Genomic DNA, 23,091 nt, shown 5'->3' on the forward strand with positions numbered 1-23,091 from the left:
GAGTTACTTAGTTTCTAACGCATGTTTTGCCGCATTAGTGCCTGCAATTTTTCCAAAAATCACAGTGTCTGCAACGGCATTGCCACCTAAGCGATTATACCCATGTACACCACCTGTGACTTCGCCAGCAGCAAACAAGCCGACTAATGGTTTACTTTGAATATCGAGCACTTCAGCTTTGGTATCAATGGCGACACCACCCATAGTATGGTGGATACCAGGAGCCACTTTTACGGCATAAAAAGGCGCCTTTTCTAGTGGCAATGGCATTTGTTCGCGAGCAAACTCTTCATCTTTACCTTGTTTAAAATAACGATTGTAGTTTGAAACCGTTTTTTCTAATGAGCTTTCTTTCATGCCTGTAATTTTAGCAAGTTCAGAAACTGTATTTGCTTTTTCAAGCATATCTAAATGGTCATATCCCTGAACCATTTTAGCTTTTTTATAAAGCTCATTATCAAAGACTAACCAAGCATATTGTTCAGGCTGTTTAAGAATGGCATCGGATGCTTTATCGCGAGTCGTTAATTCACTGACAAAACGATTACCATCTTTATTAACCATAATTGCACCTACCCCTCGAACAGTTTCGGAGATTAAAATGCGGCTATCTTTTCCCACAGTTGGATGAGCTTGTACCCAATCAATATCGGTCATACTCGCTCCGATTGCTTTGGCAAGCTCAATACCATCACCAGTGGAAGTAATGTTATTAGAACTAGTCATCCCTTTAAACGTTGGACGATAAAATGCGACCATTTCCTTATTAAAACCATATCCACCGGTTGCTAGAACAACTGATTTAGCAGCAATCATATAGTGGCCAGAATGTTTTCCATGGACGACTACGCCGACAATTTTTTGGTCTTCATCAATCACAAGTTTGACAACTTTAGAATTAAGCCGAGTATCGACCCCTTCTTTTACTGAAGCTTTTCTCAATACATCAATGATATGTGGACCAACGCTTAAACCTCCTGTGGGTCTATGGGTGCGGTCAACTCTTGCGCCACCTGAGCGTTTTAAGTCATCCATGTTTGCACCTAAAGATTCTAACCATTTAATACCATCAGCAGATTGCTCAGCTAATATTTGCACTAACTTTGGATCATTGGCATAGCGACCACCTTTCATTGTGTCTTCAACAAACCATTCAATTTTATCATCCACTTTATGTTCTTTTTGCTGAGCAGTTCCTACTGCATTGTAACCGCCAGCTGCAAGCATAGAGTTACCACCACTAAATGGGCCTTTTTCGAGTAATACTACTTGCGCTCCTGCTTTTTTCGCTGCGATAGCAGCATTAAACCCTGCGCTTCCCGCTCCGACAACAATGACATCCGTCGTTTCTTTTGGACCAGCTGCAATCGCCTTGCTGATTGCATCATTGTCCCAACCTTTATCCCATGGTTCTTTAGATTGTGCACTATTAAAAGGCATCTCAAGCCCTTTAAATGAGTGGCACTCATTACAGTATAATTTGGGTTTTTCATGACCTTTATGGCAGCTTGTACAGTTAATATCACCTAAATGTGATGCGTGAGGATCTAGCTTTAGTTTAGGATTAGCCAAAGCACTGTATTCACCATGACATGATTTACATTGCTGATTTTCATAAGTTTCACTGTCAGATACTTTGCCAGGTTGAGTGTGGCAGCTCTTGCATCCTCCCATTTCTTTATGAAAAGAGGCCAGATCATTTTTGTCATTTGCAGCCCAAGATGCTGTAGAAAAGATGGAGCACAAGACAAAACTTAAAAGTGTTAACTTCATATAATTCTCCAATTATAGTTTTATTGAGGTAATCATCACTTATGATATTTTTTTATTAATTGCTAAATGGTGATGTTGCGCAATAAATTGTTGTGGTTAAATAAAATTGAAATTGTTTTAAATAATTTTTAATTAATCATTTTTATATTAGAGGTGTGATTAAAGTTCAAACGGAATCTTTAACATAGAATTAGCATAATTACGTTTTTATGTTAAAGGATGAAATTTATGAAATATACCAATTGTTTTGTGCCTGTTGCTTTATTACTTTGTTCTAATCAAGCTTTATCTGAGCCCTTAGATTTTTATGGGAGATTGTGGCTTGGTGTATCAAACTCTAGTCATGGTATTTCTGGTAATGAAAAGGTTAATGGTTTTTCACTTGAGAATTTTGCCTCATACGTTGGAATTAAAGGTGATTATGATGTGCATGAAGATTTTAGTTTGATATATAAGTTCGAAGCCGGAGTTGAAAGTTTTGATAATGATGATACAAATATTTTTAAACCGCGTAACTCATATTTAGGCTTTAAGGTTAAATATGGTAGTGTCGTTTTTGGGCGAAATGATACTGTATTCAAAACTTCAGAAGGTAAAGTCGATCTATTCAATATTACATCAAGTGATATGAATATGATTATTGCAGGTAATGACCGGTTAGGTGATTTAGTCACGATCAATACTGCAAAAGTTGCAGGCATGTCTCTTGGCATTACATATGCTTTCGATGATGATTTTAATCAAAAAAATCCAATGCTTGCTGACAATCAAAACAATTATGCTGTTAGTATAGTATATGGTGATCCTTCATTTAAAAAAGGAAATAGTTATCTTTCTCTTGCCTATGCTGATGGACTAAATTTGTTAGAGGCAACAAGAGTTGTTGCTGGTGTTTCTATTTCATCTATAAAAGTGGGGGCGATATATCAGTATTCTAAATCCAGTATTTATGAAAATGTTAAAGGCAATTCATATTTATTAAGTATGAGTATTCCTGTTAATAAATATGATTTCAAGTTTCAGTACCTTAAAGATGATGCTGGTCTGGGGAAAATTACCAAAAATGCTGGTGCAGATCTTAAAACATTAAATAATAGTGATGCGAGTCAATATTCAATTGGTGTCGATTATAATCTGATGAAGGAATTAACATTTGGTGCAGCAGTAAGCTACTTTGAAGGCGAGTACTCAGATTCAAAAGGTAATAATGAATTTGACGATACTTTGATTTCGTTTTCAACAAGATACCTTTTTTAGAACATATCAAATAAAGCGGTCTAATAGACCGCTTTATTAAAATTAGATATCAGTCATGTTAAAAAATGTATCTTTCATTTATCTTGTTCCAACTGGAGTTTATTGGGGATGTAGATGCGCATTACGTTAAGGCAGTTAATGATCTTTAAGGCTATCTGTACCGAGAGGCAGATCTCAAAAGCGGCAAAACTGATGCACATGTCAACTCCTGCAGTGAGTATGGCTCTGAAAGAATTAGAGAACTCGCTAGGATGTCGACTGTTTGAAAGAGCTGGTGGTGGCTTGGAGCTAAATGCCCATGGAAAAATTATTCTGCCTTATGCTAATGAAATGCTTAGTAAGGGAAATGAATTAGAGAAGCTTTTTAATTTTGCTGAGGATGGGGTTAAAGGTTGTTTAGTGATCGGTAGCAGTAAAACGGTTGGTAACTATGTTTTATCCAGAAAGATCCCATTATTTAAAGATAAATATCCAGACGTAAAAATTAAACTCATAATAGAGAATAGTCTGGTGATTGAAAAAATGGTATCAGAAAAAGAAATCGACTTAGGTTTCATTGATGCCAAGCCGGCAAGTAGAAATCTAATATGCGAGCAATGGATGCAAGATAAGCTTTGCATTGTAAGTGGGTGCTCACATCCTGTAGCAAAGCAAGCATGTTCTAGTCATATTTTAAGTGAACAATTGTGGGTTTTTGACCATGAGTCCTCTCTGTCACATATTAGGGCTGTTCAATTGTTAAAAAGTTTAAACGTGTATGTCAGAAATGACATTTGTATGTCTACTATTGGGGCGATTAAACGTGCAATTGGAACGGGTATAGGTTTGAGTGTTTTACCCTATGTGGCTATAAAAGAAGAGTTAGAGCGGGGGGAGTTATGTTTGATCGATTTGAAAGGATGGGATTATAAACGCACTTACTGGTCAATCCAGCGAGAGTCTGATGAGCTTTCATTACAGTCTAATATTTTTTTGAATTTTTTAAATAATGCTAGTTAGAAAGTGGGTGAAATAAATGATTTCTTCAGAATGTGGAATCGTTATGTTTTTAATCTCACTTCTTGTCGTTGTGTTATATTCAAACTCTTCATCTTGTCTTTTTTTTAAACGCTTTTATAGTGTTTTTCCTGTCATGTTCATTTGCTATACCTTACCTGCTGTATTTAGTTTTTTTAATGTGGTAGATGCAAGTAGGTCAAGTGTTGATGACTATTTTAAAGCGCACTTAATTCCATTTAGTTTATTTTTGCTAATTGTGAGTACGGATTTTATTACATTAAAGTCAGTCGGTGGAAAGATTTTATTGATGTTTTTCATCGGAACTGTTGGTGTTTGTATTGGAGGGCCAATTAGTTTATGGATTGGCTCTAAATTATTTCCAGAAGAGCTTTTATGGCAAGGTGGCGATGCAGCATGGCGTGGCATGGCAACATTAATGGCGAACTGGTTGGGTGGTACAGCAAACCAACTTGTAGTCAAAGAAATTCATCAAGTTGGCGAGGCCATTTTTGCAGTAATGATGACGATAAATGTGGTTTTTTCTGGCGTATGGATGGCTATTTTGTTGTTTTTGGCTAAAAAACAAAAAGCGATTGATAGAATGTTGGATGCTGATTTGAACAATTTACCTGTTTTTATTGAAGATGATATAACAAGGTTAAATGGCAAAAAACATTTTATTGGCTGTATGTTACTCATTTCTTTTTCATTATTTATTTTTTTGTTTTGTCATTCGGTCTCCGAATTTTTATCCCTAACAGTGAATAATTGTTTTCCTTATTTATTGCATTATAACCTAGGGTCAAGTTTCTTTTGGTCTATGATTTTGTCAACACTTTTAGGTATTTTACTCTCCATGACCTATGCAAGACATGTGTTTGTTAAACAAGTCAGGTTTGTTTCATTTTTTTTGCTGTACTTTATGATTATGAATATTGGATTAAATATTGAGTTTGCTTCATTTCAATCCATATTCTACTATTTTATTATTGGGTTGATTTGGTTTTTTACTCATATAATTATTCTACTATTATTTTGTTTATATTTTAAACTGCCCATATTGTATTTTGCTATTGCAAGTCAGTGTAATATTGGGGGCGCAGCTCTGAAGGATCCCCTCATAAATCAGCCATAGCATAGCCATATTTGAGCAACTGATTGGCGAATAATACCCAGGCCGCCAGCAATTCTTTCTCCGTGATTTGATAATCAGGCCGCCTGAGTACCTCCAATCCCAAGCGAATCGTTGAGAGTACCGTTCGATGCCCAATGGTATTGGCCTGAAAATGCTTATCCCAGCCCTGTTGCTGTGCGTGTAAACCAACTAGCCACAACAGGCATTGAACCATCAACGCTATCAGTAGGATGATGTCGAATCGCTCTGGACTGTTGGTACGACTTTGGCGTAAGCCAAAGCCGTATGCCGGGCTTTTGAGGTCACGAAAGGTTTCCTCTATTTGCATACGTTTGGCGTACAGGTTTACCAGCTGCTTTGGGCTCCGAGATTCTGGTGGTAAATTGCTGGCTAACACCCAAGGCTCTTTCGCCGATGTTGAGTACGTTTTTGCCGATGGATGGTGGCAATTAGTCCTCGTTGAACGCTGATTTGTACGCCCCTTAGGTTTGCTACGATAAAGCGTGAGATGGCAATTGATAGGGTTAGTTTTGGTCAAGGTCTTACAACCCAGGCTCTTCGCTTGACCGTTGGCCAAGTCATGTGTACTGCGAACTGCACGCCAATTTTCAGCGCCAATATCTGCAAATTGAACTGTACCGCGAATACGGCTTAGCCAAAACCAACCATGCGCCTCAACCTCTTTGTACCAAGGCACTTTGAACCCCGCGTCAGTCACGATGAGAGGGGTAACATGCAAAGGTAAAATCTTGGCTAAGTCCGCTAAAAAACCGTTGTGGGAGGCCTTAGAGCATTGTTCTGATAGGGGATAGGACTTCTCATACAGGGTAATAGAGCGGCCATTGAAGGCTATTGAGGCGCGCAGAGCCATGATGCGTTTATGCTCTCGGATGTCTGACCAATCGACGAGCACAATCGGCATAGGGTTACCAGAACAGATGAGGCTGGCATGCCATTGGTAGACAGCTAACCGTTCTTGATGCAGATGCGTGTTGCCGAGCAAACGATCAATGCGCTTGATGTTGTGCTTGGTTCGGGCCGTGGTTGGTAAATTTCGACCTAACTCAGTCAAGGTCAGTGTCTTACATTCAATCAGTGCCTTAGAGGCCAGCATCAAGCTGTTTAATCGTTTTAGGTGAAGTTCTGGGCAGTATTGGTGTAAAGAATGTTGTAGGATATTGGCTTCGCGCATCTTGTTGTCCAAGTGTAGTTTTTGGAGAAACCATTTGATCATGCAACAAGATGCGCTTCCACCCTAATTTGATGATTTATTTGTAAATCATCAGGGGATTCTTCAGGGCGCAGCTTCAGCGCCTGTTGTCGCGAGTGCTTTCCATCCTAAATTAGGATCTATCGCGGTTTTAATGGCTGTGTTGGGTTATACATGGGCGTCATTTATTGCATCAATTATTGGCTCTTTCATGCAATTTATACATCCATAATTAATAATCAAATTATTATGTATATTTTCTATTCGTTTTTATAGCGATTATTTAATCGATGACCATACTAGCGTATGATCTCAAAGGCATTTATCAGTCTTTGTGTCGTGTCTAATGTTTCCATGTGGGGTATGATGCTTGTCTTATCTTTTGCGTCGAAGCAAGAGAACATGCTTTGGTGGAAATAGGTTTATGTGGATTTTGTTTACCTTGCTCGCTGCGTTTATGCAGGCGTGGCGCAATGCCTTTCAGAGCCAACTGAGTAAAGAGGTTAAGGTCGCGGGCGTCACCTTAGCGCGGTTTATTTGGGCAGGCCCAATTGCGGCCTTGTATCTTGCACTATTATATCTTTGGAATAATGTCGGCTTACCACATTTTACGGCGGAATTTTTCGGCTTTATTATCGGCGCATCCATGATGCAGATCCTTGCGACCGGCCTGATGGTTAAGCTATTCCAGCAGCAAAACTTTGCTATTGGTGCCGGGCTTGCTAAGAGTGAGGCAATAGTCGCGGCAATCTTAGGAACATTGTTCTTTGGAACCCATTTATCCTTACTCGGCTGGGCTGGGGTTATCTTGGGCGGTATCGCTGTATTTTTGCTGAGTGCTAAGCAGGGGCTTAGGCAGCTCTCCCTTAGTACCGTCATACTGGGCATTGCCAGTGGCAGCGCCTTTGCGCTGACTTCGCTTTGGGTGCGAGAAGCTAGTTTGAGGTTAGATGTCGGTTTTCCTCATAGTGCGGCTTGGGTGTTGTTGTTGGTGATTAGCCTGCAAACAATCGTGCTAGCCAGTTATTTGGTTTTAAAGGATAAAGAAACATTAATCGGCCTGTTACAACGGCCTAAGTTAACCTTGCTGACCAGTACTACAAGTTGTTTTGGATCTATTGGTTGGTTCAGTGCGATGTCGTTACAAACTGTCCCTTATGTGAAAACCTTAGGCCAAGTGGAAATCTTTTTTATGATGTTGATTTCCGCATTCTGGTTGAAGGAACGCGTAAAAATAAAAGAAATGCTTGGTCTAGCACTCATTGCAGTTGCTGCCATACTCGTGATGTGGGGATGAGTATTTGAGCTGTTTTATATTTATCATATGCAACGCAATGTTTAACCAAGATAAATCGCTATAGCGGCAACAAGATAAGGATTCCGGATGCAGAATCGTATTAACAGCCTGTCGTCACTTTTACGCTTATTCATCTCTCAGTACGATCTTTCAGGCAAGCATTTATTCATTATGTTGTCTGTTCCTGTTGTCTTGGCTATCGCATCCAGTTTTATGGTGACGAGTTATTTGGTTGAGAAAAAGGTGCATGAAGTTGGTGAGTTTAATCTCAAACGGCTTGAGGATTTATTAAGCCAGTCTGAGTCAATTGGCCAGTATGCCATCACTCTTAGTCAAGGTGATTGTAGTGACCTTAATGAGTATATGAAGTTTAAGCCCTATTATCGTGGTGTACTGCTTTTTAATGCTTATGGTTTTTATTGTTCATCCACAAATGGTGAAATTGATTTTCCACTGAACACACTCTTACCTGAACCGACCCTAAAAGAGCCTACTTATTTTATTGTTCCTGAAACGCCTGCGCGTTTAGGTGTCCCTGCCATCATTGTTATTGCTACGCAGGCCAACCAAACGAGTGGAGCGGTTGTGATTATTGAAGGGCAATATTTTATCGACAGCTTTATTCAGCCAGAGGTGTTTCCTCGTCCTGTGCTGAATGTGGTATTGGGGTTGAAGGGCGCGACATTGCCGACTGTGCCACAGTTTGGTGATGGGAAAGTTGTTGCCGTAAAGGCTGATAATTCGGAATTGGTGATCCTACTTGAGGTCTCGCAAGCGTTTTTTTGGTACTTCTTCTGGATATCTTTTGGGCTATCGCTCCCCGTTTTTTTGGCATTTACTTGGTTAGTCGGTTTACATCTTTGGCGTAAAAATAACCGCTATTCACTGGCCGACGATATTAGAAGCGGGATCGAAAATAAAGAATTTTTCCTTGTATACCAACCTATTATTTGTACTGAAGACGGTAAGGCTAAAGGGGTTGAGGCATTAGTGCGGTGGCTACATCCGCAAATGGGCTTGGTGCGGCCAGATCTATTTATTCCCATCGCGGAGCAGAGCCAACTGATCGTGCCGCTAACTAATTATATTTTTGAACGCGCTTTAGCCGATTTTAGTCTGTTTTCCGTGCAGCCAGGGTTTCGAATTGGCTTTAACGTAGCGCCTGAGCATTTTATTCAAAGTGATATTGAAGCTAAATTTCGCTATTTAAAGGATGCTTTTTCTCAAATTGGTGTTCAACCTTTGATTGAGATTACCGAGCGGCAGCTATTAACGGCGGATATGTGCGAGCGAATTACAGCATTGCGTGAGCTTGGCATTTTAGTCGCTATTGATGATTTTGGCACCGGACAGACGACCTTATCGCTGCTGCAAACCTTTACCTTGGACTACCTTAAAATAGATAAGTGCTTTATCGATACCATAGGCCAAGATTCGGTCACTTCCCATGTGCTCGATACTATTATCGAACTCTGCCATAAAATGAATTATGTCGCTGTAGCAGAAGGGGTAGAAACACAGGAACAGGCGGATTATTTAATCAGTCGTGATGTGCATTTTCTGCAAGGATATTTATTCGCTAAACCGATGAAATTAGATGAGCTTGCCCTTTGGCTGAAGAAACGCAACTAACAACAACCGTCAGGATAGGTATCCTGACGGTTATAGGTTTTGCGCAGAGGTTGATGTGCTTACAGGCTGTAACCCGTTTCTTCATGTTCAGAAAGATCGAGCCCATTCACTTCTTGCTCACTGCTGACACGCAGTCCTCCAAGGAGTTTGCTAATAACGATAAACAAGAGCCAAGTCACTACTGCGGTATAACTAAAGGTCGCCGCGATACCAATCATTTGGACGCCGAGTTGGTCAATCATAGTGTCGTTAACAGTGGCAAAACCATAGCCGCTAAAGATCCCAAGTTGAGTCGAACTAAAAACGCCTGCGAGCAACGTACCGAGGATGCCGCCTACACCATGGACAGGAAATACATCGAGAGAGTCGTCAATCTTCAATTTTTGTTTAATGTAAACCGTTGAAAAGAAACAGACCACCCCGCCAAGAAAACCAATCACTAAGGCTCCTGCTGGGCCAACATAACCCGATGCAGGCGTGATTGTTCCCAAACCCGCCACCATACCTGTAACGATACCAAGTGCGCTGGCTTTACCAAATTTATACCATTCAATCCCAGCCCAAGTGATGGCACCCATCGACGCCGCCAAATGGGTCGCGAGTATCGCCATTGCCGCTGTACCATTGGCGCCTAAGGCGCTGCCGCCATTAAAGCCAAACCAGCCCACCCACAGCATGCCCGCACCTGTGACAGTCATGGTCAAGTTGTGGGGCATAATCGCTGAGTTTAAAAATCCCCTGCGTGGGCCAAGTACTTTTGCCGCAACCAGTGCCGCTACTCCTGCGGTAATGTGTACGACTGTGCCGCCGGCAAAGTCATAGAGCCCAAGCTCAGCTAACCAGCCGCCACCCCATACCCAGTGGGTGATAGGTGCATAGACTAACAGCAGCCAAGTGCTTGAGAATATGAGTACCGCAGAAAATTTCATTCGCTCAGCAAAGCCGCCGATAATCAGCGCTGGCGTGATAATGGCAAAGGTCATTTGGAATAGCATAAACAAAGGTTCGGGAATGTCACCGCTCATACTCTCACGACCAATGCTGGCTAAAAATGCTTTATTTAGCCCACCGATAAAACCATTGCCTGTATCGAAGGCGATGGAGTAACCCACGACAAACCAGAGTATTGAGGCAATAGCAGCAATCGAAAAACACTGCATTAAAATGGAGAGCACGTTTTTGCTACGCACCAGTCCACCGTAAAATAATGCCAGTCCTGGGAGCGTCATCAGTAATACTAAGGCTGATGAACTTAAAATCCACGCGGTGTTGGCACCACTTAACTGCACCTCATCGGCGAATACTGGAGCGGTAAAGCTACTCGCGATGAGGATAAGTAACGCTTGATAACTGCACTTAGATTTTGGATTGATCATATGGCATCGCTCCCTTCTTCAGAGGTGCGAACGCGGATCACTTGTTCGAGCGGAGTGACAAAAATTTTACCGTCACCGACTTTGCCTGTGCGAGCGGCTTGGATGATGGCTTCGATTACAGCTTCTTCAAGCTCTGAGTGGATCGCGATTTCAAGCTTCATTTTGGGAAGAAAGTCGACAGCATATTCGGCGCCGCGATAGAGCTCTGTGTGCCCCTTTTGCCGGCCAAAACCCCTCACTTCAGTCACTGTCATGCCGTGGACGCCCAGTTGAGTGAGCGCTTCACGTACATCATCAATTTTGAAAGGTTTAATAATTGCGGTGATGAGTTTCAACTTTATTCTCCAACGAACATCAGGCATCAGTTCGTTGGATATAGCAGGAATTAGGCCACAACAATAAACGTTTTATTATCATTATGTTAATAATGTGGTGCACCCAAATAAATCTTATTTTTGCTGCAAAATAGTGCAAAAATAGATGAGCACGCCCTGACTTGGTGCGCGCCCTTGGTGCGTTAAATGTAAAAAAGCCAATTAGGGTGCATTTAAACACTGTTAAGTATTATCGAAAATGATTTTCTACGGCAGGCTTATATTAAATCTATTTAAAATCAATTGAATATGCAGTTATCGTGGTAACGTTATTGCCGAAAGCTGTTTAATAGCGCTGACCATCTTGGCATTAGTTGCTGCACTTAAACTGTGCGCGTTGGCGCGGTCACAAATATAGCCATTAATTTGGTCTATCTCGGTGAGTCTGTGGTTTGCAACATCTTGGTGCATCGATGAGAAGTTTGCGGCTGTGAGTTCAATCACTCGATAGACGCGCTCCTCTAAGAAGTGCCTGTCGAGCTCAATCCCATCATGTGTGGCAACGTCGACTAATTCATCTAGGATACTAGCAATGGTGTCACTAAACTCCGCTTGAGCCAAAGCGCCGTTGGGGCATTGATGCAGCGCCGTAAGAGGATTGATTGCGGCGTTTACGGCCAGTTTTTGCCAAAGACAGGGGATAATCGCCTCAACCCACTCACTGTTTGGGATGGCATGTAATAGGTTATCTCGCAGCGTTTGTGGTAACGCCGGGCCGGTAAAGTGACCCAACTGGGTTAAGCCTTGGCCGGTTTGCTTAACTTGCCAACATGACTGACGTAATACGCCCTGCGAGGTCGTGCCTAAGCTTAGGCCGCGGCCATTTAACATTGGTGCGAGCGCGAGATGTGGCCCCATACCATTATGTAATAATAGGATATGACATTGTGGCGATAACTTGTTGAGTAAAGGACCTATTGCATCAATGACTTGATAAGCTTTTACGCACACAATCAACAGTTGTACTTGCTGTAAGTGGGCTTTGTCGGCGCTAAGCAGCGGGACTCGATAGGACACAGAGTCAGTAACGGCATCGCTTGGGGACAAAGGGCTAAATACCAAGTCTTGCCAATCAGTTGCTTCAAGGTTTGATACCGAGGAGTCCCGTGCAATTAAGCCTACCGCTAATCCCGCCGAAGTCAATTGATGGCAAATCAATTGCCCTACAGCACCTGCGCCTAAAATCGCGATGTTAGTGACTTGAGACTCTATAGCTAATGGCACATCTTGGCCTAACATTATTCTTCCTTGAGTTGTGCGGCACTAACATATTTTCGATAGGCCCAAAGACAAAAATAAAACAAGGCAATACCCGCAAAATCAGCCAACACATCACCTATTGAAGCGCTGCGATAGGGTAGGCGGGATTGCACAATCTCAATTAACATCGCGTAAGTTGCAAGTACCAGTGAGAGCCAATACCACTTAGGACGAAAGGCGAGATAGGTCAGATACGAGAGGCAGAAAAAGCTTCCAAGATGGCCTACTTTATCGATATGGGGGATGCTTTGCGAATAGGTTGGTCTGGAGAACACCAGATAACTGATCACGACAAAGGCTACGGCTAAAGCCAGTTTGAATAGGGTGTGTTTAGTTATCACAAATACAATTTGATTATCTTAGTGTGACGCCATAATAGGAAAATGTGTCGCCAAAGTCATCCCTAAGCCGAGTTTTATCTTGCTGGGACAAAGTTAACCTTCAACTTGGGGGAGGGAGTCGGTAAACTATGGGTATTTACAATCACCTAAGGGGCGGCAACTATGCCTTCATTTGATATTGTGTCTGAAGTTGACGAGGTTGAGTTACGTAACGCGGTCGAAAACTCTCGCCGTGAGCTCAGCGGCCGATTTGATTTTCGCGGTAAAGATGCAAGCATCGATTACAAAGATCATGTGGTGACGCTCACCGCAGAAGACGATTTCCAGTGCAAACAGTTAGTAGATATTTTACGTTCCCAATTGAGCAAGCGTAATGTTGAGCCTTCGACTATGGATGTCGACGAAAAGTCAGTTCACAGTGGCAAGACTTTCTCCCTGAAAGTGCGCTTTAAGCAGGGCATCGAGACGGATATCGCCAAGAAAATCGTTAAGATGGTCAAAGATAGCAAAATTAAAGTGCAATCGCAGATCCAAGGCGACACAGTGCGTGTGACGGGCAAAGCCCGCGATGATTTACAAGCTGTGATGGCGTTAGTGCGTCAAGCAGATCTTGGTCAGCCTTTCCAGTTCAATAACTTCCGCGATTAATCATGAAAATTGGCTTGAGTTCGCGTTAAGCTAACTTAAGCGTGGAAAATACAGTAAGCCCCAAACCTTTACGGTTTGGGGCTTTTTTATATCTGATTATTCTTGGTCTGGTCTGGTTTGTTACTGACGTGGGGGGCGTATTTATTCACTAAATGAATAAGTAACAACACAGGAAAGCCTATCACACTGGCAGCGACAAAGAAGTTCACATAACCAAATGCGTCGACATAGGCGCCCGAGAAACCCGCAATAAACTTAGGGAAGAGCAGCATAATCGAAGAGAGCAGGGCGTATTGGGTTGCGCTATAGCCGCTGCTGGTGAGGCTTGATAAATAGGCGATAAAGGCCGCGGTGGCAATCCCCGCACTGAAGTTATCCACCGAAATGGCAAAGGTTAAAAAGCTGACGTTATAACCAATGACCGCTTGCCAAGCAAAGAGCAAATTAGTGACAGCAACCAACAGCGCGCCAAGAAATAATATCTTCATGGTACCGAAGCGGGCTAACAGGACTCCGCCAAAGGCTGCGCCAACCAAGGTCATGATAAGGCCATAGATTTTACTTAAATAGGCAATTTCTTCCTTAGTGAATCCCATGTCCACATAAAACACGTTGGCCATAATCCCCATCACAATATCCGAGATCCGGTAGCAGGAAATCAGCAATAAAATCAAGATAGCACTACGGCCATAGCGTTTAAAAAAGTCGATAAAGGGCAGGATGCTGGCGGTATAAATCCACGAGAGACTCGCAGCTATAGGTTTAGGGTAACGCTCGCTTAAGCGTTGTTTGACCGCTAATTCGGTCTCATCGGCGGCGCGAGTATCGACCTGTGGCTCTTGGCTAAAGAGCGTAGTCAAAACCCCAATAAACATCAGTCCAGCCATGACTAAATAGGAAGTTTGCCAAGCGATTAAGTTATATTCGGTATTACCTGGCTCAACCCAAGCAGCGATGGTCAGCGCGCCTGCGGTCGCCACAATCATGGCGCTGCGATAACCTACTTGATAGGCCGCCGCTAAGGCTGCTTGCATTTTTTCGGGAGCCGATTCAATCCGAAAGGCGTCAATCACGATATCTTGGGTTGCAGACGCAAAGGCAACCATTAATGCAAACAAAGCTAAGCGTTCGAGATCTTTAACGGGATCACTAAAAGACATCCCCAAAATTGCACCGACCAGTAACAACTGGGCGAACAACATCCAGCCGCGTCGCCGGCCTAAAAAGCGCGTCAGTAAAGGGAGTGATAATCTATCTACTAACGGTGACCAGGCCCATTTGAAGGCATAGGCTAAGGCTATCCAACTGAAATAACCGATAGAGGTGCGATCGACACCTGCTTCCCGTAACCAAAATGACAAGGTTGAAAAGACTAGCATTAATGGTAGGCCAGCAGAAAAACCGAGTAATAGCAGGATCAAAACGCGTTTATGGTAATAAACACTCAAGGAATCTAAGGTGCGACGAGTAAAGCTGGGTACAGACATATGTATTAGCCGAAGAGTCGAATCCGCCTAGCTTACGGGTAAGATGTGGTTAGGTTCAAGGGGCAAGGTATCTCCTTTTGATACTCAGAGCGATTTTGTTTGCAAAAGCTAAAAATAAAAAGACTCAGCAAGCTGAGTCTTTTAAGAAGGGATTGTTCAAGGTCGGATACCGATACAACCCGAGGGCATTTGGCCTCCCAAACAGAGGAAGTCACAGCACGCATGCAACTGCTGACACAGGTACTGATTGCCGCGGATCATCCAGTCTGGCCACTTACTAAAGCTATGGAGCAAGTGCCAAAACACGGTTTCCATTTCTGTTTGCGCTTCACTTGTTGGAATGAGTTGTTGCCATTCTTCAAGTGTGTCCCATAAATAGAGCTGGATCTCGCAGAAATCGAGTTCATCACTCAAAAACGCTTTCCCATATACTGCAAGTTGGGGCGCTTTATTATCGATAAATTCTTCAATCGTCACCCTTGCCTCCTTTCTTTCTGCTTGTACAGTATAGATGCAGGATTAGGGCTTTTGCTCAAATTTTTTTCGATTATTTTTTGGGGAGTAATTTAGCTGTTTTCAATATGATAGGTGTTACTGGCACATCGGGCCAATTCAGTTTGGCATTAGTAGTGGTCTCTACCACAGCCATGGCTTCGAGGACTTGCTTTCCTTCGATCACTTCACCAAATACCGCATATCCCCAACGACGTTTTGATGGGTCAAGCTTTGTATTGTCCGCAACATTAAAATAAAACTGACGGGTGGCAGAATGGGGCTCATTATCGCGCGCCATGGCGATGGTGCCCATGCTATTTGATAAACCATTACCCGACTCGTTGACTATCGGCTTGCCCGCTGGCAACTCTTCTAATTGTGGATTCAGCCCACCGCCTTGCACCACAAAGTCACTGATCACGCGATGGAAAATCGTGTTGTTGTACTCGCCTTTGACCACATAGGTGAGGAAGTTATCAACCGTAATTGGCGCGCGAGTTCTATCGAGTTCGACGACAATCTTACCTAAACTCGTATCAAACTCGACCTGTGGATACAAGCTATCGGGTTGAATGTCGATTGCCGCCCAGCTGCTATAACTTGCACAGAGAACTAAAAGTGCGGATATCCAACGAAACATCATTCTTTCCTTAATCATTATAAACTTGCGCAATTATTGTTGTAGAAACTGGTTTAACTCTGGGTCATTTAGAATCTCCCCTGTGAGTTGACCGAGGAGCTTATTCATATCCATTTCTAAGGTGGCAAAGTCAGGAGTTAATGGGCCTTTTAAGACGCCCTTGGCTTTATAGCGTTTGACCAATTCTTGATTGGAATTACGTGCTTGGACTGCGATACGGACGCTGTGTTTGGCTTCGTAGCCAAAGGTCTTTTTGGTGACATCCATCTGTAATTCTTCTAATTGAATTTGAACAGAGTTGGTTGCACTGGGATCGATTTGGTATCCCGCTTGAGTGAAACCGTTACGAAATACTTCGTCGAGCAATAACTTAGGGGGCTCGCTTGGGCCGACTAAACGGGTTTTGGTGCCTTCTTCCATAAAACGCGCAACGTATTCGGCGTTACGAGTGTCGATTGTGTCTAGTGAGATTTGCAGCGGTCTTGAAGTCTGTTGGCTAATATCTGGAACCTGTGGACTAAATGCCATATGAGTCGGATTTTGGCTCGCGCAGCCTACAAAAAGTAAAGGAAAAGTCAGCGTCAATAATAACCGTTTCATGTGGAATCTCATGCTAGTAAAAAGTGGTTACAGCATACCAGAAATCATCTCTGTTGCCACAATGCATAGGTGTTCAGTTTTTGTACAGGGTTGGGGGCTATGATATGACTACCTTATAATAATGGAATATTAACAATATGAAGTACTTAAAAATAAATGTTTGCGTGTTATTTCTCGCTTTATGTGCTGGTTTTGCTGGTAATGCCAATGCCACCGATTCACCCCATGTGTTAGGCGGCAGCTTAGGCTATGGTTCCCAAGAGTTTGAAACTAAAAGCGGTAAATATGATGCGGGTGATACATTTACTGGCGACTTGTATTACCGCTATATGCTCAACGAGCATTTTGGATTTGAAGCGGGATATTTAGCGGGCTCTGGTGGCGTGGCGAGTGCGCTTGTTAGTGCGATCAGTGATATAAAAGACTTAGATTACCAAGGCGTGAGAGCTACTGCTTACGGTGAGTATGCTCTGTCTCGTGGTAATAGTCTGTATGCCAAACTTGGTGCAGCCTACACTAAAGTGAGTTATGAGTTTGAAAAGCAGGAGATGGATTCGGACGATGTGGGCTTTTACGGCGCTATCGGTTGGCAATATCGTTTTCGCTCTGGCTTTGGGCTAAATCTCGAATACCAATATGTGCCGATGAAAGAGCTAGAGTTACAAGGGGTAAACTTTGGTATCAGCTATCGATTTTAACGACTGAGGTGTTCCACTGGATTCGTCAACATTTGATTAAATAGGTTTGTCTCAACTAAGCGCCTTTGGGCGCTTTTTTAATGGCTTTTTGAGGAAACTAAACCGAACTCCTCTCGGCAACAAAATAACAACAATTTGAGCTTGCACTCTTTTAATGCAATGAATGACAGGTTAGAGTAAAAATTCAACATTAAATAAGAGAGCATAAATGCTCCCTCGAGTGCAAAAGCAAAGGCGAAGTTATGTCTAGGATTATCACCCAAATCGCCCCCGACAGTTTGATCAATGCCAAAGGTCAGCCACATTTTGGTCATTTCGACGGTATAGTCAGTCGCTTAGGTTTAGCGGATTTTGCCTATTTCGATACTATGGATAAGCCCGCATCGGCTTGGGAGAAACGGTTTGACTATAAGCAGTTTCAATTTATTTCTATCGTTACGCCCCGTTATATTATTGGTGTTGCGCTCGCGGATATCGCCTACCTTGGCAGTGGATTTTGTTATTTATACGATATTAAAAACAATAGGTTAACTCAGCAGGACTGGCTAAAACCCCTTGGGTTTGGCTACCGGATGACGCCTTCTCCAGCCAATGGCACGGCAACCATTGGCGGCAAAGGTAAGCGCATAACCTTTAAAATCCAAGAGGGGAGTTGGCATTTAGTCATTGATACTAAAAGCATTCAAGCCGATTTAACCTTACATGCATTGCCTTTAAGTTTACCTATGGCCATGTGTAGCCCCACGGGATACAACGGCTGGACCTATACCCAAAAACACAATGGTTTGTCGGTCAAAGGACAACTCACCGTAGATCATGAACCGCAGCCATTGAATTTCGCCCTCGCAGGCTATGATTTTTCCGCGGGATTTATGCGCCGAGATACCAGTTGGCGTTGGGCATCGCTGAGTGCGCAAATTGACGACGGAGTGATTGGATTAAATCTTGCTGCGGGCGTGAATGAAACTGGTGCTAATGAAAATGTGTTTTGGATCAATGGTGAGCGGCATTTACTCGGATCAGTACAATTTGAATTTGACCGTCATGGCCACCAGGGCACAGATCTCTGGCGTATTCATAGTCACGATGGCCGCGTCGATTTAGAGTTTACCGCGCGAAATTGCCGGAGTGAGAAACGCAATTTTATCTTGCTGAAGAGTAACTTCCGTCAATATCTGGGGCTTTTTAGCGGTTTTATCATTGACAATCAGGGGCGGAAATTCCAACTCAACAATGTATTGGGATTAACTGAGGATCATTACGCTCGCTGGTAGACCATGGGCGGATTTACGCTTTAATACAATAATAACAATAGGATAAAGGTATATGGATATCGCTGCGTTAATTAATCATCCCGAAGTGCTGTTACTGGTATTGGCTCCACTGTTTTTTGTCTGCATGTTGCTGGAATGGTATTTCGGTGACAGAAGACAAAAACTGCCCGTTAGCGCCCGTTACTATCCAAAGGAAGTGTTGTGTAATTTTAGCCTCGCCGCCATGCACCAAGGAATGGATATTTTGGCGGGCTTGCTGATCGCTAAATGGTATCTTGCGGTATTTGGTTGGAAATTATTCGATATTCAAATGGGGCCATTCAGCTTTGTGCTGCTGATGATTGCCCAAGATTTTTGCTATTACTGGTTCCATCGTGCGAGCCATAGAGTGCGTTGGATGTGGGCGGCCCACGTGGTGCACCATAGTTCGGAGAATATGAATTTTAGCACCGCGTTTCGCCAGAGTTTGATGTATCCCTTCGCTGGTATGTGGGTGTTTTGGTTGCCGTTGGTAATTTTGGGTTTCGACCCTAATTGGGTGGTTTTTGTGGTGCTGCTCAATTTGGGATTACAGTTTTTTGTGCACACCCAAGCGGTGAGAAAACTCGGCCCATTGGAATGGCTGTTTAATACGCCTTCCCACCACAGGGTACACCATGGGCGTAATCCGCAATATATCGATAAAAATTATGCCGGTATCTTGATTATCTGGGACAAACTTTTCGGTACCTTTGTTCCTGAAGAGGAAACCGTGATTTACGGCATCACTAAACCCGTCAACAGTTTTAATCCAATCAAAGTGACCTTTAGCGAATGGCGCGATATGTTTAGTGATGTCACGACTAAGGGGCTGAGCTTTTCAGAGCGGCTTAAGCTGTTATTCGCCCCTCCTGCCAGTCAGCAAAAAGATAAGTGAGTTGCTTAAATTCAGGAATCATCCATCTTCAAATAGTGCAAATGGGTAATTGGAGTCAGATCTTAACCTTGCTAGCCTACTTTTCTTTTTTTGCAAATTAATCGCTGAAAAAATATACAGAATCACGCTTTGGTGGTAATTTTTTGTACAAGTGATTCATCTGAGTAGGTTGTCGTATGGTTGATGAGCCGCATTTAACCTTAGAGGAATTAGCTTGTTTTAGAGAGCTATTTTCCCCCAATCGCATAACCCATAGCACTGAGGACGCTCATCCTGAGCCTTTGGTTAACCATGTATTAACGGTCAAAACCGAGGTGCCACAGGCGCTCGCCTCGCTATTGGGTAAGGCCAAGCTGACCCTATTGGCTGAAGTCGGCTCCTATAAACTCTGGTTTCCCCTTGAGATGCGCCTCGATGATTTTGGCCAATTACAGCCAACTCTTGGGGTGCCTGAAGTGTTAGACGCAAAAGGGGCTGAGCGGAGTTGGCGTTTGACTCAGCCTGAAGATGTGTGGATCTTCGACCAAGATCAGGGTGAACAATGGTCTGTGGTGTCTTTATCTAGTTCTGGCATGGCGATTCGTGCTAAATCACCGCAACAGTTTGAACAGTTGGTCGATAGCCAAGAACTGCAATTACAGTTACCCGATGGTGAAACCATGCGGGTTAAAATCGAGCCTATCCGCCATGAAGAGGGACTGGCGATTGTCAGATTTCAGGCCGAAGCCGAAGAGCGAGAAGCCCTACGTCAATTCCTCTTTAATCGTCACCGCAGTCAATATCCCAAGCTCTATGCCAGCTTGCGCGGATAAGTGAGCCTAGTGGCATAATTCTGTTAGTTAAACTTCAGCCAATTGTTAAAATTTATTCCACTCTCAGGATCTTTGCCAAAGATGTGGCTTTTCCTAGATCCTAACCTGCCAATCTGCTGTGCTATGGATTAGAATAGCCTTGAATTCAAAAACATCAGAGCGAGCGGTATGCACGTACATATTTTAGGAATTTGTGGAACCTTCATGGGTGGTCTTGCACTCTTGGCTAGGGCAAAAGGGCACAGAGTGACAGGCTCGGATGCCAACGTCTATCCACCGATGAGTACGCAGCTTGAAGAGCAAGGTATTGAACTCATTCAAGGTTTTGATCCAAGTCAGTTAGGTGAAGCGGGCAGTTATCCCGATCTTGTGGTGATTGGTAATGCCATGAGCCGAGGTAATCCTTGTGTCGAAGCGGTATTAAACCTTGGGATCCCTTACACCTCTGGACCACAGTTTTTAGCCGATCATATTCTGCCTGAGCGTTGGGTATTAGCCGTATCTGGTACCCATGGAAAAACCTCCACTTCAAGCATGCTGGCGTGGATCTTAGAGGACTGTGGTTATCAACCCGGTTTCTTGATTGGCGGCGTGCCACAAAACTTTGGCGTGTCGGCCCGTTTAGGGGAATCGGCATTTTTTGTGGTCGAAGCCGATGAATACGACAGCGCCTTCTTCGATAAGCGTTCTAAATTTGTGCATTATCATCCCCGTACGCTGGTGATTAATAACCTCGAATTTGACCATGCTGATATTTTTGCCGATTTAGCGGCGATCCAAAAACAGTTCCATCATTTGATCCGAACTGTGCCAGGACAAGGCAAAGTGATTTGGCCAGCCGATTTCCACGCGGTAAAGCAAACCATTGATATGGGCTGCTGGAGCGAACAAGAGACCTTCCATACCACTGATGCGACTAAAGGTTGGCATGCTAAGGCCTTAAGTGATGATTGCCATGAGTTTGAAGTCTTCTTCGACGGCGAATCACAAGGCGTGCTCGAATGGACGCTGATTGGTCAGCACAATATTGAAAACGCTATGATGGCGATTGCAGCCGCGCGCCATGTTGGGGTTAAACCGAGTGCTGCGATTGATGCATTAACCCGCTTTGTACCGCCGAAACGTCGCCTAGAGTTGTTGGGCACTGTCCACGGCGTCAGCGTATACGATGATTTTGCACACCATCCAACGGCGATAGCGACCACCATTAAGGGTATGCGTGCCAAGGTCGGTCAAAGCAAAATCACTATCGTATTAGAACCTCGCTCGAACACGATGAAGAGTGGAGTGCATAAAGACACTTTGGCCCATTCAATGCTGCAAGCGGACGAAGCCTTTTTATATCAAGCCGATACTATCGATTGGAATATGAAAGAGGCGATGGAAGCAGCGGTGATCCCTGTGACTGTCCTACATCAAATTGATGATGTTGTCGCTAAAGTGGCTGCCTCGGCAAAAGCGGGTGACACTATCGTGGTGATGAGTAACGGTGGTTTTGGCGGATTACATAAGAAACTGTTGGCGGCGCTTGAAGTCAGCCCTCAGTTTGTTCAGCAGGCGGACTAATATGGCCTATGCCAAATCAGATAAAGCCATTAGCTTAGCCTGGACAGGGGCCTCGGGCGCGCCCTATGGTTTGAAGTTATTAGAATGCTTATTAGCCTCGGGCTACCAAGTTTTTTTAATGATCTCAAGCGCTGCACGTGTGGTGCTGGCGACTGAACATGGCTTGCAACTCAGTGCTAACAGCGATAAAGCTAAGGCGCAATTGTTAGAGGTGCTTGCAGAAAAGAATGCAACTTTATCTGGCGAGTTAGTGGTATTAGGCAAGGATGAGTGGTTTTCGCCGCCAGCCTCAGGCAGTGCTGCACCCAAACAAATGGTGATTTGTCCTTGCTCAACGGGGACACTGGCAGCTGTTGCGACGGGAATGAGCAATAATTTGCTCGAGCGCGCAGCGGATGTGGTGTTAAAAGAACGTGGTCAACTGATCCTCGTTCCGCGGGAAACTCCCTTTAATGCCATACACTTAGAGCATATGCTCAACCTATCGCGCTTAGGTGTCACTATTATGCCTGCGGCGCCTGGCTTTTATCACAATCCCAAATCGGTTGAAGATCTGGTAGACTTCATGGTCGCTCGAATCCTCGATCATTTGGGCGTTGACCATGCATTAACGAGTCGTTGGGGTTATGACAAACACTCCCCCTACTGACATCGACAATTGAGACTGATATGAAACACACCACCGAAGTGATGATCTCCGCTGAAGAGATTAGCCAAAAATTGGATCAAATGGCTGAGCAAATCAATGCCCACTATGCCAACAGCGAGCGTTTGCTGATGGTGGGATTATTAAAAGGCTCAGTCGTATTTATGGCTGATCTGTGCCGCCGTATTAAAGGCCATGTTGAAATCGATTTTATGTCGGTTTCGAGTTATGGCAATTCCATGACCAGCTCACGGGATGTGAAAGTGCTGAAGGATGTGCAATCGGATATCGCGGGCCGCGACGTGCTGATTGTGGAAGACTTGATTGACTCGGGCAACACCTTAAACAAAGTGCGCGAAATGCTGTTATTGCGTGAGCCAAAGAGCTTAGCCCTGTGCACTCTGTTGGATAAACCCGAGCGCCGCGAAGTGGATGTCAAAGTCGACTTTATCGGTTTTACTATCCCAGATGAGTTTATTGTGGGTTACGGCATCGATTATGCTGAGCAATATCGCAACTTACCTTATATCGCCAAAGTGGTGCCGCTCGAATAAGCTCAGATGCGTTATGACTCAAACTCCCGTCTAGGCGGGAGTTTTGTTTTGTGTAGAAAGTTGGTCACACGAATACGATTTGGTGTAACTGACCTATGTGT

General features: G+C 43.6%; 24 protein-coding genes. 14 read left to right on the top strand and 10 right to left on the bottom strand.

The annotated features are described in order from the left end of the window. Positions 1 to 3: 3 nt before the first annotated feature. On the bottom strand, positions 4 to 1,773 hold the full coding sequence (locus FJD32_RS04485) for a flavocytochrome c (RefSeq protein WP_047539441.1): 1,770 nt from the start codon (positions 1,771 to 1,773) through the stop codon (positions 4 to 6). A 228-nt stretch (positions 1,774 to 2,001) separates the two neighbouring features. On the opposite strand from FJD32_RS04485, the gene FJD32_RS04490 reads away from it, so the two are divergent. The 3 genes from FJD32_RS04490 to FJD32_RS04500 all read left to right on the top strand — a co-directional run bounded on the left by FJD32_RS04490 (position 2,002) and on the right by FJD32_RS04500 (position 5,164). After that, positions 2,002 to 3,030, top strand: coding sequence for a porin (locus FJD32_RS04490; protein WP_240199989.1), 1,029 nt, complete (start codon positions 2,002 to 2,004; stop codon positions 3,028 to 3,030). Between the two features lie 114 nt (positions 3,031 to 3,144). Then, on the top strand, positions 3,145 to 4,029 hold the full coding sequence (locus FJD32_RS04495) for a LysR family transcriptional regulator (RefSeq protein ID WP_140906570.1): 885 nt from the start codon (positions 3,145 to 3,147) through the stop codon (positions 4,027 to 4,029). A 16-nt stretch (positions 4,030 to 4,045) separates the two neighbouring features. Beyond that, the gene (locus tag FJD32_RS04500; RefSeq protein WP_140906569.1) at positions 4,046 to 5,164 is read left to right on the top strand and encodes a DUF819 family protein; all 1,119 of its coding nucleotides are present in this window, start codon (positions 4,046 to 4,048) and stop codon (positions 5,162 to 5,164) included. Here the strand turns inward: FJD32_RS04500 and FJD32_RS04505 are convergent. Next, entirely contained in the window at positions 5,148 to 6,356 is a 1,209-nt protein-coding gene (locus tag FJD32_RS04505; protein WP_001206290.1) for an IS4-like element IS10A family transposase, read from the bottom strand. The two genes, FJD32_RS04500 and FJD32_RS04505, sit on opposite strands and share 17 nt — an antisense overlap. Before the next feature lie 97 nt (positions 6,357 to 6,453). Here FJD32_RS04505 and FJD32_RS25235 point away from each other — a divergent pair, with 97 nt between their 5' ends. The 3 genes from FJD32_RS25235 to FJD32_RS04520 all read left to right on the top strand — a co-directional run bounded on the left by FJD32_RS25235 (position 6,454) and on the right by FJD32_RS04520 (position 9,303). Next, positions 6,454 to 6,606, top strand: coding sequence for a DUF819 family protein (locus FJD32_RS25235; RefSeq protein WP_140907011.1), 153 nt, complete (start codon positions 6,454 to 6,456; stop codon positions 6,604 to 6,606). 192 nt (positions 6,607 to 6,798) lie between these two features. After that, positions 6,799 to 7,671 (top strand): DMT family transporter, encoded by an 873-nt coding sequence (locus FJD32_RS04515; RefSeq protein WP_037422284.1) that lies wholly within the window; start codon positions 6,799 to 6,801, stop codon positions 7,669 to 7,671. Between the two features lie 87 nt (positions 7,672 to 7,758). Further along, the gene (locus FJD32_RS04520; protein ID WP_055647725.1) at positions 7,759 to 9,303 is read left to right on the top strand and encodes an EAL domain-containing protein; all 1,545 of its coding nucleotides are present in this window, start codon (positions 7,759 to 7,761) and stop codon (positions 9,301 to 9,303) included. Positions 9,304 to 9,362: 59 nt separating this feature from the next. Here the strand turns inward: FJD32_RS04520 and FJD32_RS04525 are convergent, their stop codons facing one another. The 4 genes from FJD32_RS04525 to FJD32_RS04540 all read right to left on the bottom strand — a co-directional run bounded on the left by FJD32_RS04525 (position 9,363) and on the right by FJD32_RS04540 (position 12,654). After that, complete coding sequence (locus FJD32_RS04525; RefSeq protein WP_055647726.1) at positions 9,363 to 10,679, bottom strand: ammonium transporter; 1,317 nt, start codon at positions 10,677 to 10,679, stop codon at positions 9,363 to 9,365. Continuing rightward, on the bottom strand, positions 10,676 to 11,014 hold the full coding sequence (locus tag FJD32_RS04530; protein ID WP_037422289.1) for a P-II family nitrogen regulator: 339 nt from the start codon (positions 11,012 to 11,014) through the stop codon (positions 10,676 to 10,678). The genes FJD32_RS04525 and FJD32_RS04530 overlap by 4 nt, the downstream gene beginning before the upstream one ends. Before the next feature lie 294 nt (positions 11,015 to 11,308). Beyond that, positions 11,309 to 12,292 (bottom strand): 2-dehydropantoate 2-reductase, encoded by a 984-nt coding sequence (locus FJD32_RS04535; protein ID WP_055647727.1) that lies wholly within the window; start codon positions 12,290 to 12,292, stop codon positions 11,309 to 11,311. Continuing rightward, the gene (locus FJD32_RS04540; RefSeq protein ID WP_037422291.1) at positions 12,292 to 12,654 is read right to left on the bottom strand and encodes a VanZ family protein; all 363 of its coding nucleotides are present in this window, start codon (positions 12,652 to 12,654) and stop codon (positions 12,292 to 12,294) included. Before FJD32_RS04540 ends, FJD32_RS04535 begins: the two co-directional genes overlap by 1 nt. A 162-nt stretch (positions 12,655 to 12,816) precedes the next feature. Between FJD32_RS04540 and FJD32_RS04545 the strand changes: the two genes are divergently transcribed. Beyond that, on the top strand, positions 12,817 to 13,302 hold the full coding sequence (locus tag FJD32_RS04545; RefSeq protein ID WP_037422293.1) for a YajQ family cyclic di-GMP-binding protein: 486 nt from the start codon (positions 12,817 to 12,819) through the stop codon (positions 13,300 to 13,302). An 86-nt stretch (positions 13,303 to 13,388) separates the two neighbouring features. On the opposite strand, the gene FJD32_RS04550 is transcribed toward FJD32_RS04545, so the two are convergent. From FJD32_RS04550 to FJD32_RS04565, 4 genes are all read right to left on the bottom strand, one after another. Beyond that, a complete protein-coding gene (locus FJD32_RS04550) occupies positions 13,389 to 14,789 on the bottom strand; it encodes an MFS transporter (RefSeq protein WP_055647728.1) in 1,401 nt (466 codons plus the stop codon). Between the two features lie 156 nt (positions 14,790 to 14,945). Then, the gene (locus FJD32_RS04555) at positions 14,946 to 15,266 is read right to left on the bottom strand and encodes a hypothetical protein (protein ID WP_037421860.1); all 321 of its coding nucleotides are present in this window, start codon (positions 15,264 to 15,266) and stop codon (positions 14,946 to 14,948) included. A gap of 70 nt (positions 15,267 to 15,336) precedes the next feature. After that, a complete protein-coding gene (locus tag FJD32_RS04560; RefSeq protein ID WP_011073582.1) occupies positions 15,337 to 15,924 on the bottom strand; it encodes a peptidylprolyl isomerase in 588 nt (195 codons plus the stop codon). Positions 15,925 to 15,957: 33 nt separating this feature from the next. Beyond that, on the bottom strand, positions 15,958 to 16,524 hold the full coding sequence (locus FJD32_RS04565; RefSeq protein ID WP_037421857.1) for a YajG family lipoprotein: 567 nt from the start codon (positions 16,522 to 16,524) through the stop codon (positions 15,958 to 15,960). Between the two features lie 137 nt (positions 16,525 to 16,661). Between FJD32_RS04565 and FJD32_RS04570 the strand changes: the two genes are divergently transcribed. The 7 genes from FJD32_RS04570 (at position 16,662) to hpt (ending at position 22,990) form a co-directional block, all read left to right on the top strand. Then, positions 16,662 to 17,222: a porin family protein gene (locus tag FJD32_RS04570; RefSeq protein ID WP_037427830.1), complete on the top strand. Its 561-nt coding sequence runs from the start codon at positions 16,662 to 16,664 to the stop codon at positions 17,220 to 17,222. Positions 17,223 to 17,464: 242 nt separating this feature from the next. After that, complete coding sequence (locus FJD32_RS04575) at positions 17,465 to 18,496, top strand: DUF2804 domain-containing protein (protein WP_140906998.1); 1,032 nt, start codon at positions 17,465 to 17,467, stop codon at positions 18,494 to 18,496. A 52-nt stretch (positions 18,497 to 18,548) separates the two neighbouring features. Then, a complete protein-coding gene (locus FJD32_RS04580; protein ID WP_140906999.1) occupies positions 18,549 to 19,412 on the top strand; it encodes a sterol desaturase family protein in 864 nt (287 codons plus the stop codon). Between the two features lie 176 nt (positions 19,413 to 19,588). Next, positions 19,589 to 20,224, top strand: coding sequence for a hypothetical protein (locus FJD32_RS04585; RefSeq protein ID WP_055647732.1), 636 nt, complete (start codon positions 19,589 to 19,591; stop codon positions 20,222 to 20,224). A 168-nt stretch (positions 20,225 to 20,392) separates the two neighbouring features. Beyond that, positions 20,393 to 21,790 (top strand): UDP-N-acetylmuramate:L-alanyl-gamma-D-glutamyl-meso-diaminopimelate ligase, encoded by a 1,398-nt coding sequence (gene mpl / locus FJD32_RS04590; RefSeq protein WP_140907000.1) that lies wholly within the window; start codon positions 20,393 to 20,395, stop codon positions 21,788 to 21,790. A gap of 1 nt (position 21,791) precedes the next feature. Then, on the top strand, positions 21,792 to 22,439 hold the full coding sequence (locus FJD32_RS04595; RefSeq protein ID WP_037427822.1) for a flavin prenyltransferase UbiX: 648 nt from the start codon (positions 21,792 to 21,794) through the stop codon (positions 22,437 to 22,439). A 20-nt stretch (positions 22,440 to 22,459) separates the two neighbouring features. After that, a complete protein-coding gene (gene hpt / locus FJD32_RS04600) occupies positions 22,460 to 22,990 on the top strand; it encodes a hypoxanthine phosphoribosyltransferase (protein ID WP_037421839.1) in 531 nt (176 codons plus the stop codon). Positions 22,991 to 23,091 lie beyond the last annotated feature (101 nt).

Source organism: Shewanella sp. LC6 (genome assembly GCF_006385735.2).
Taxonomy (GTDB): Bacteria; Pseudomonadota; Gammaproteobacteria; order Enterobacterales; family Shewanellaceae; genus Shewanella; species Shewanella xiamenensis.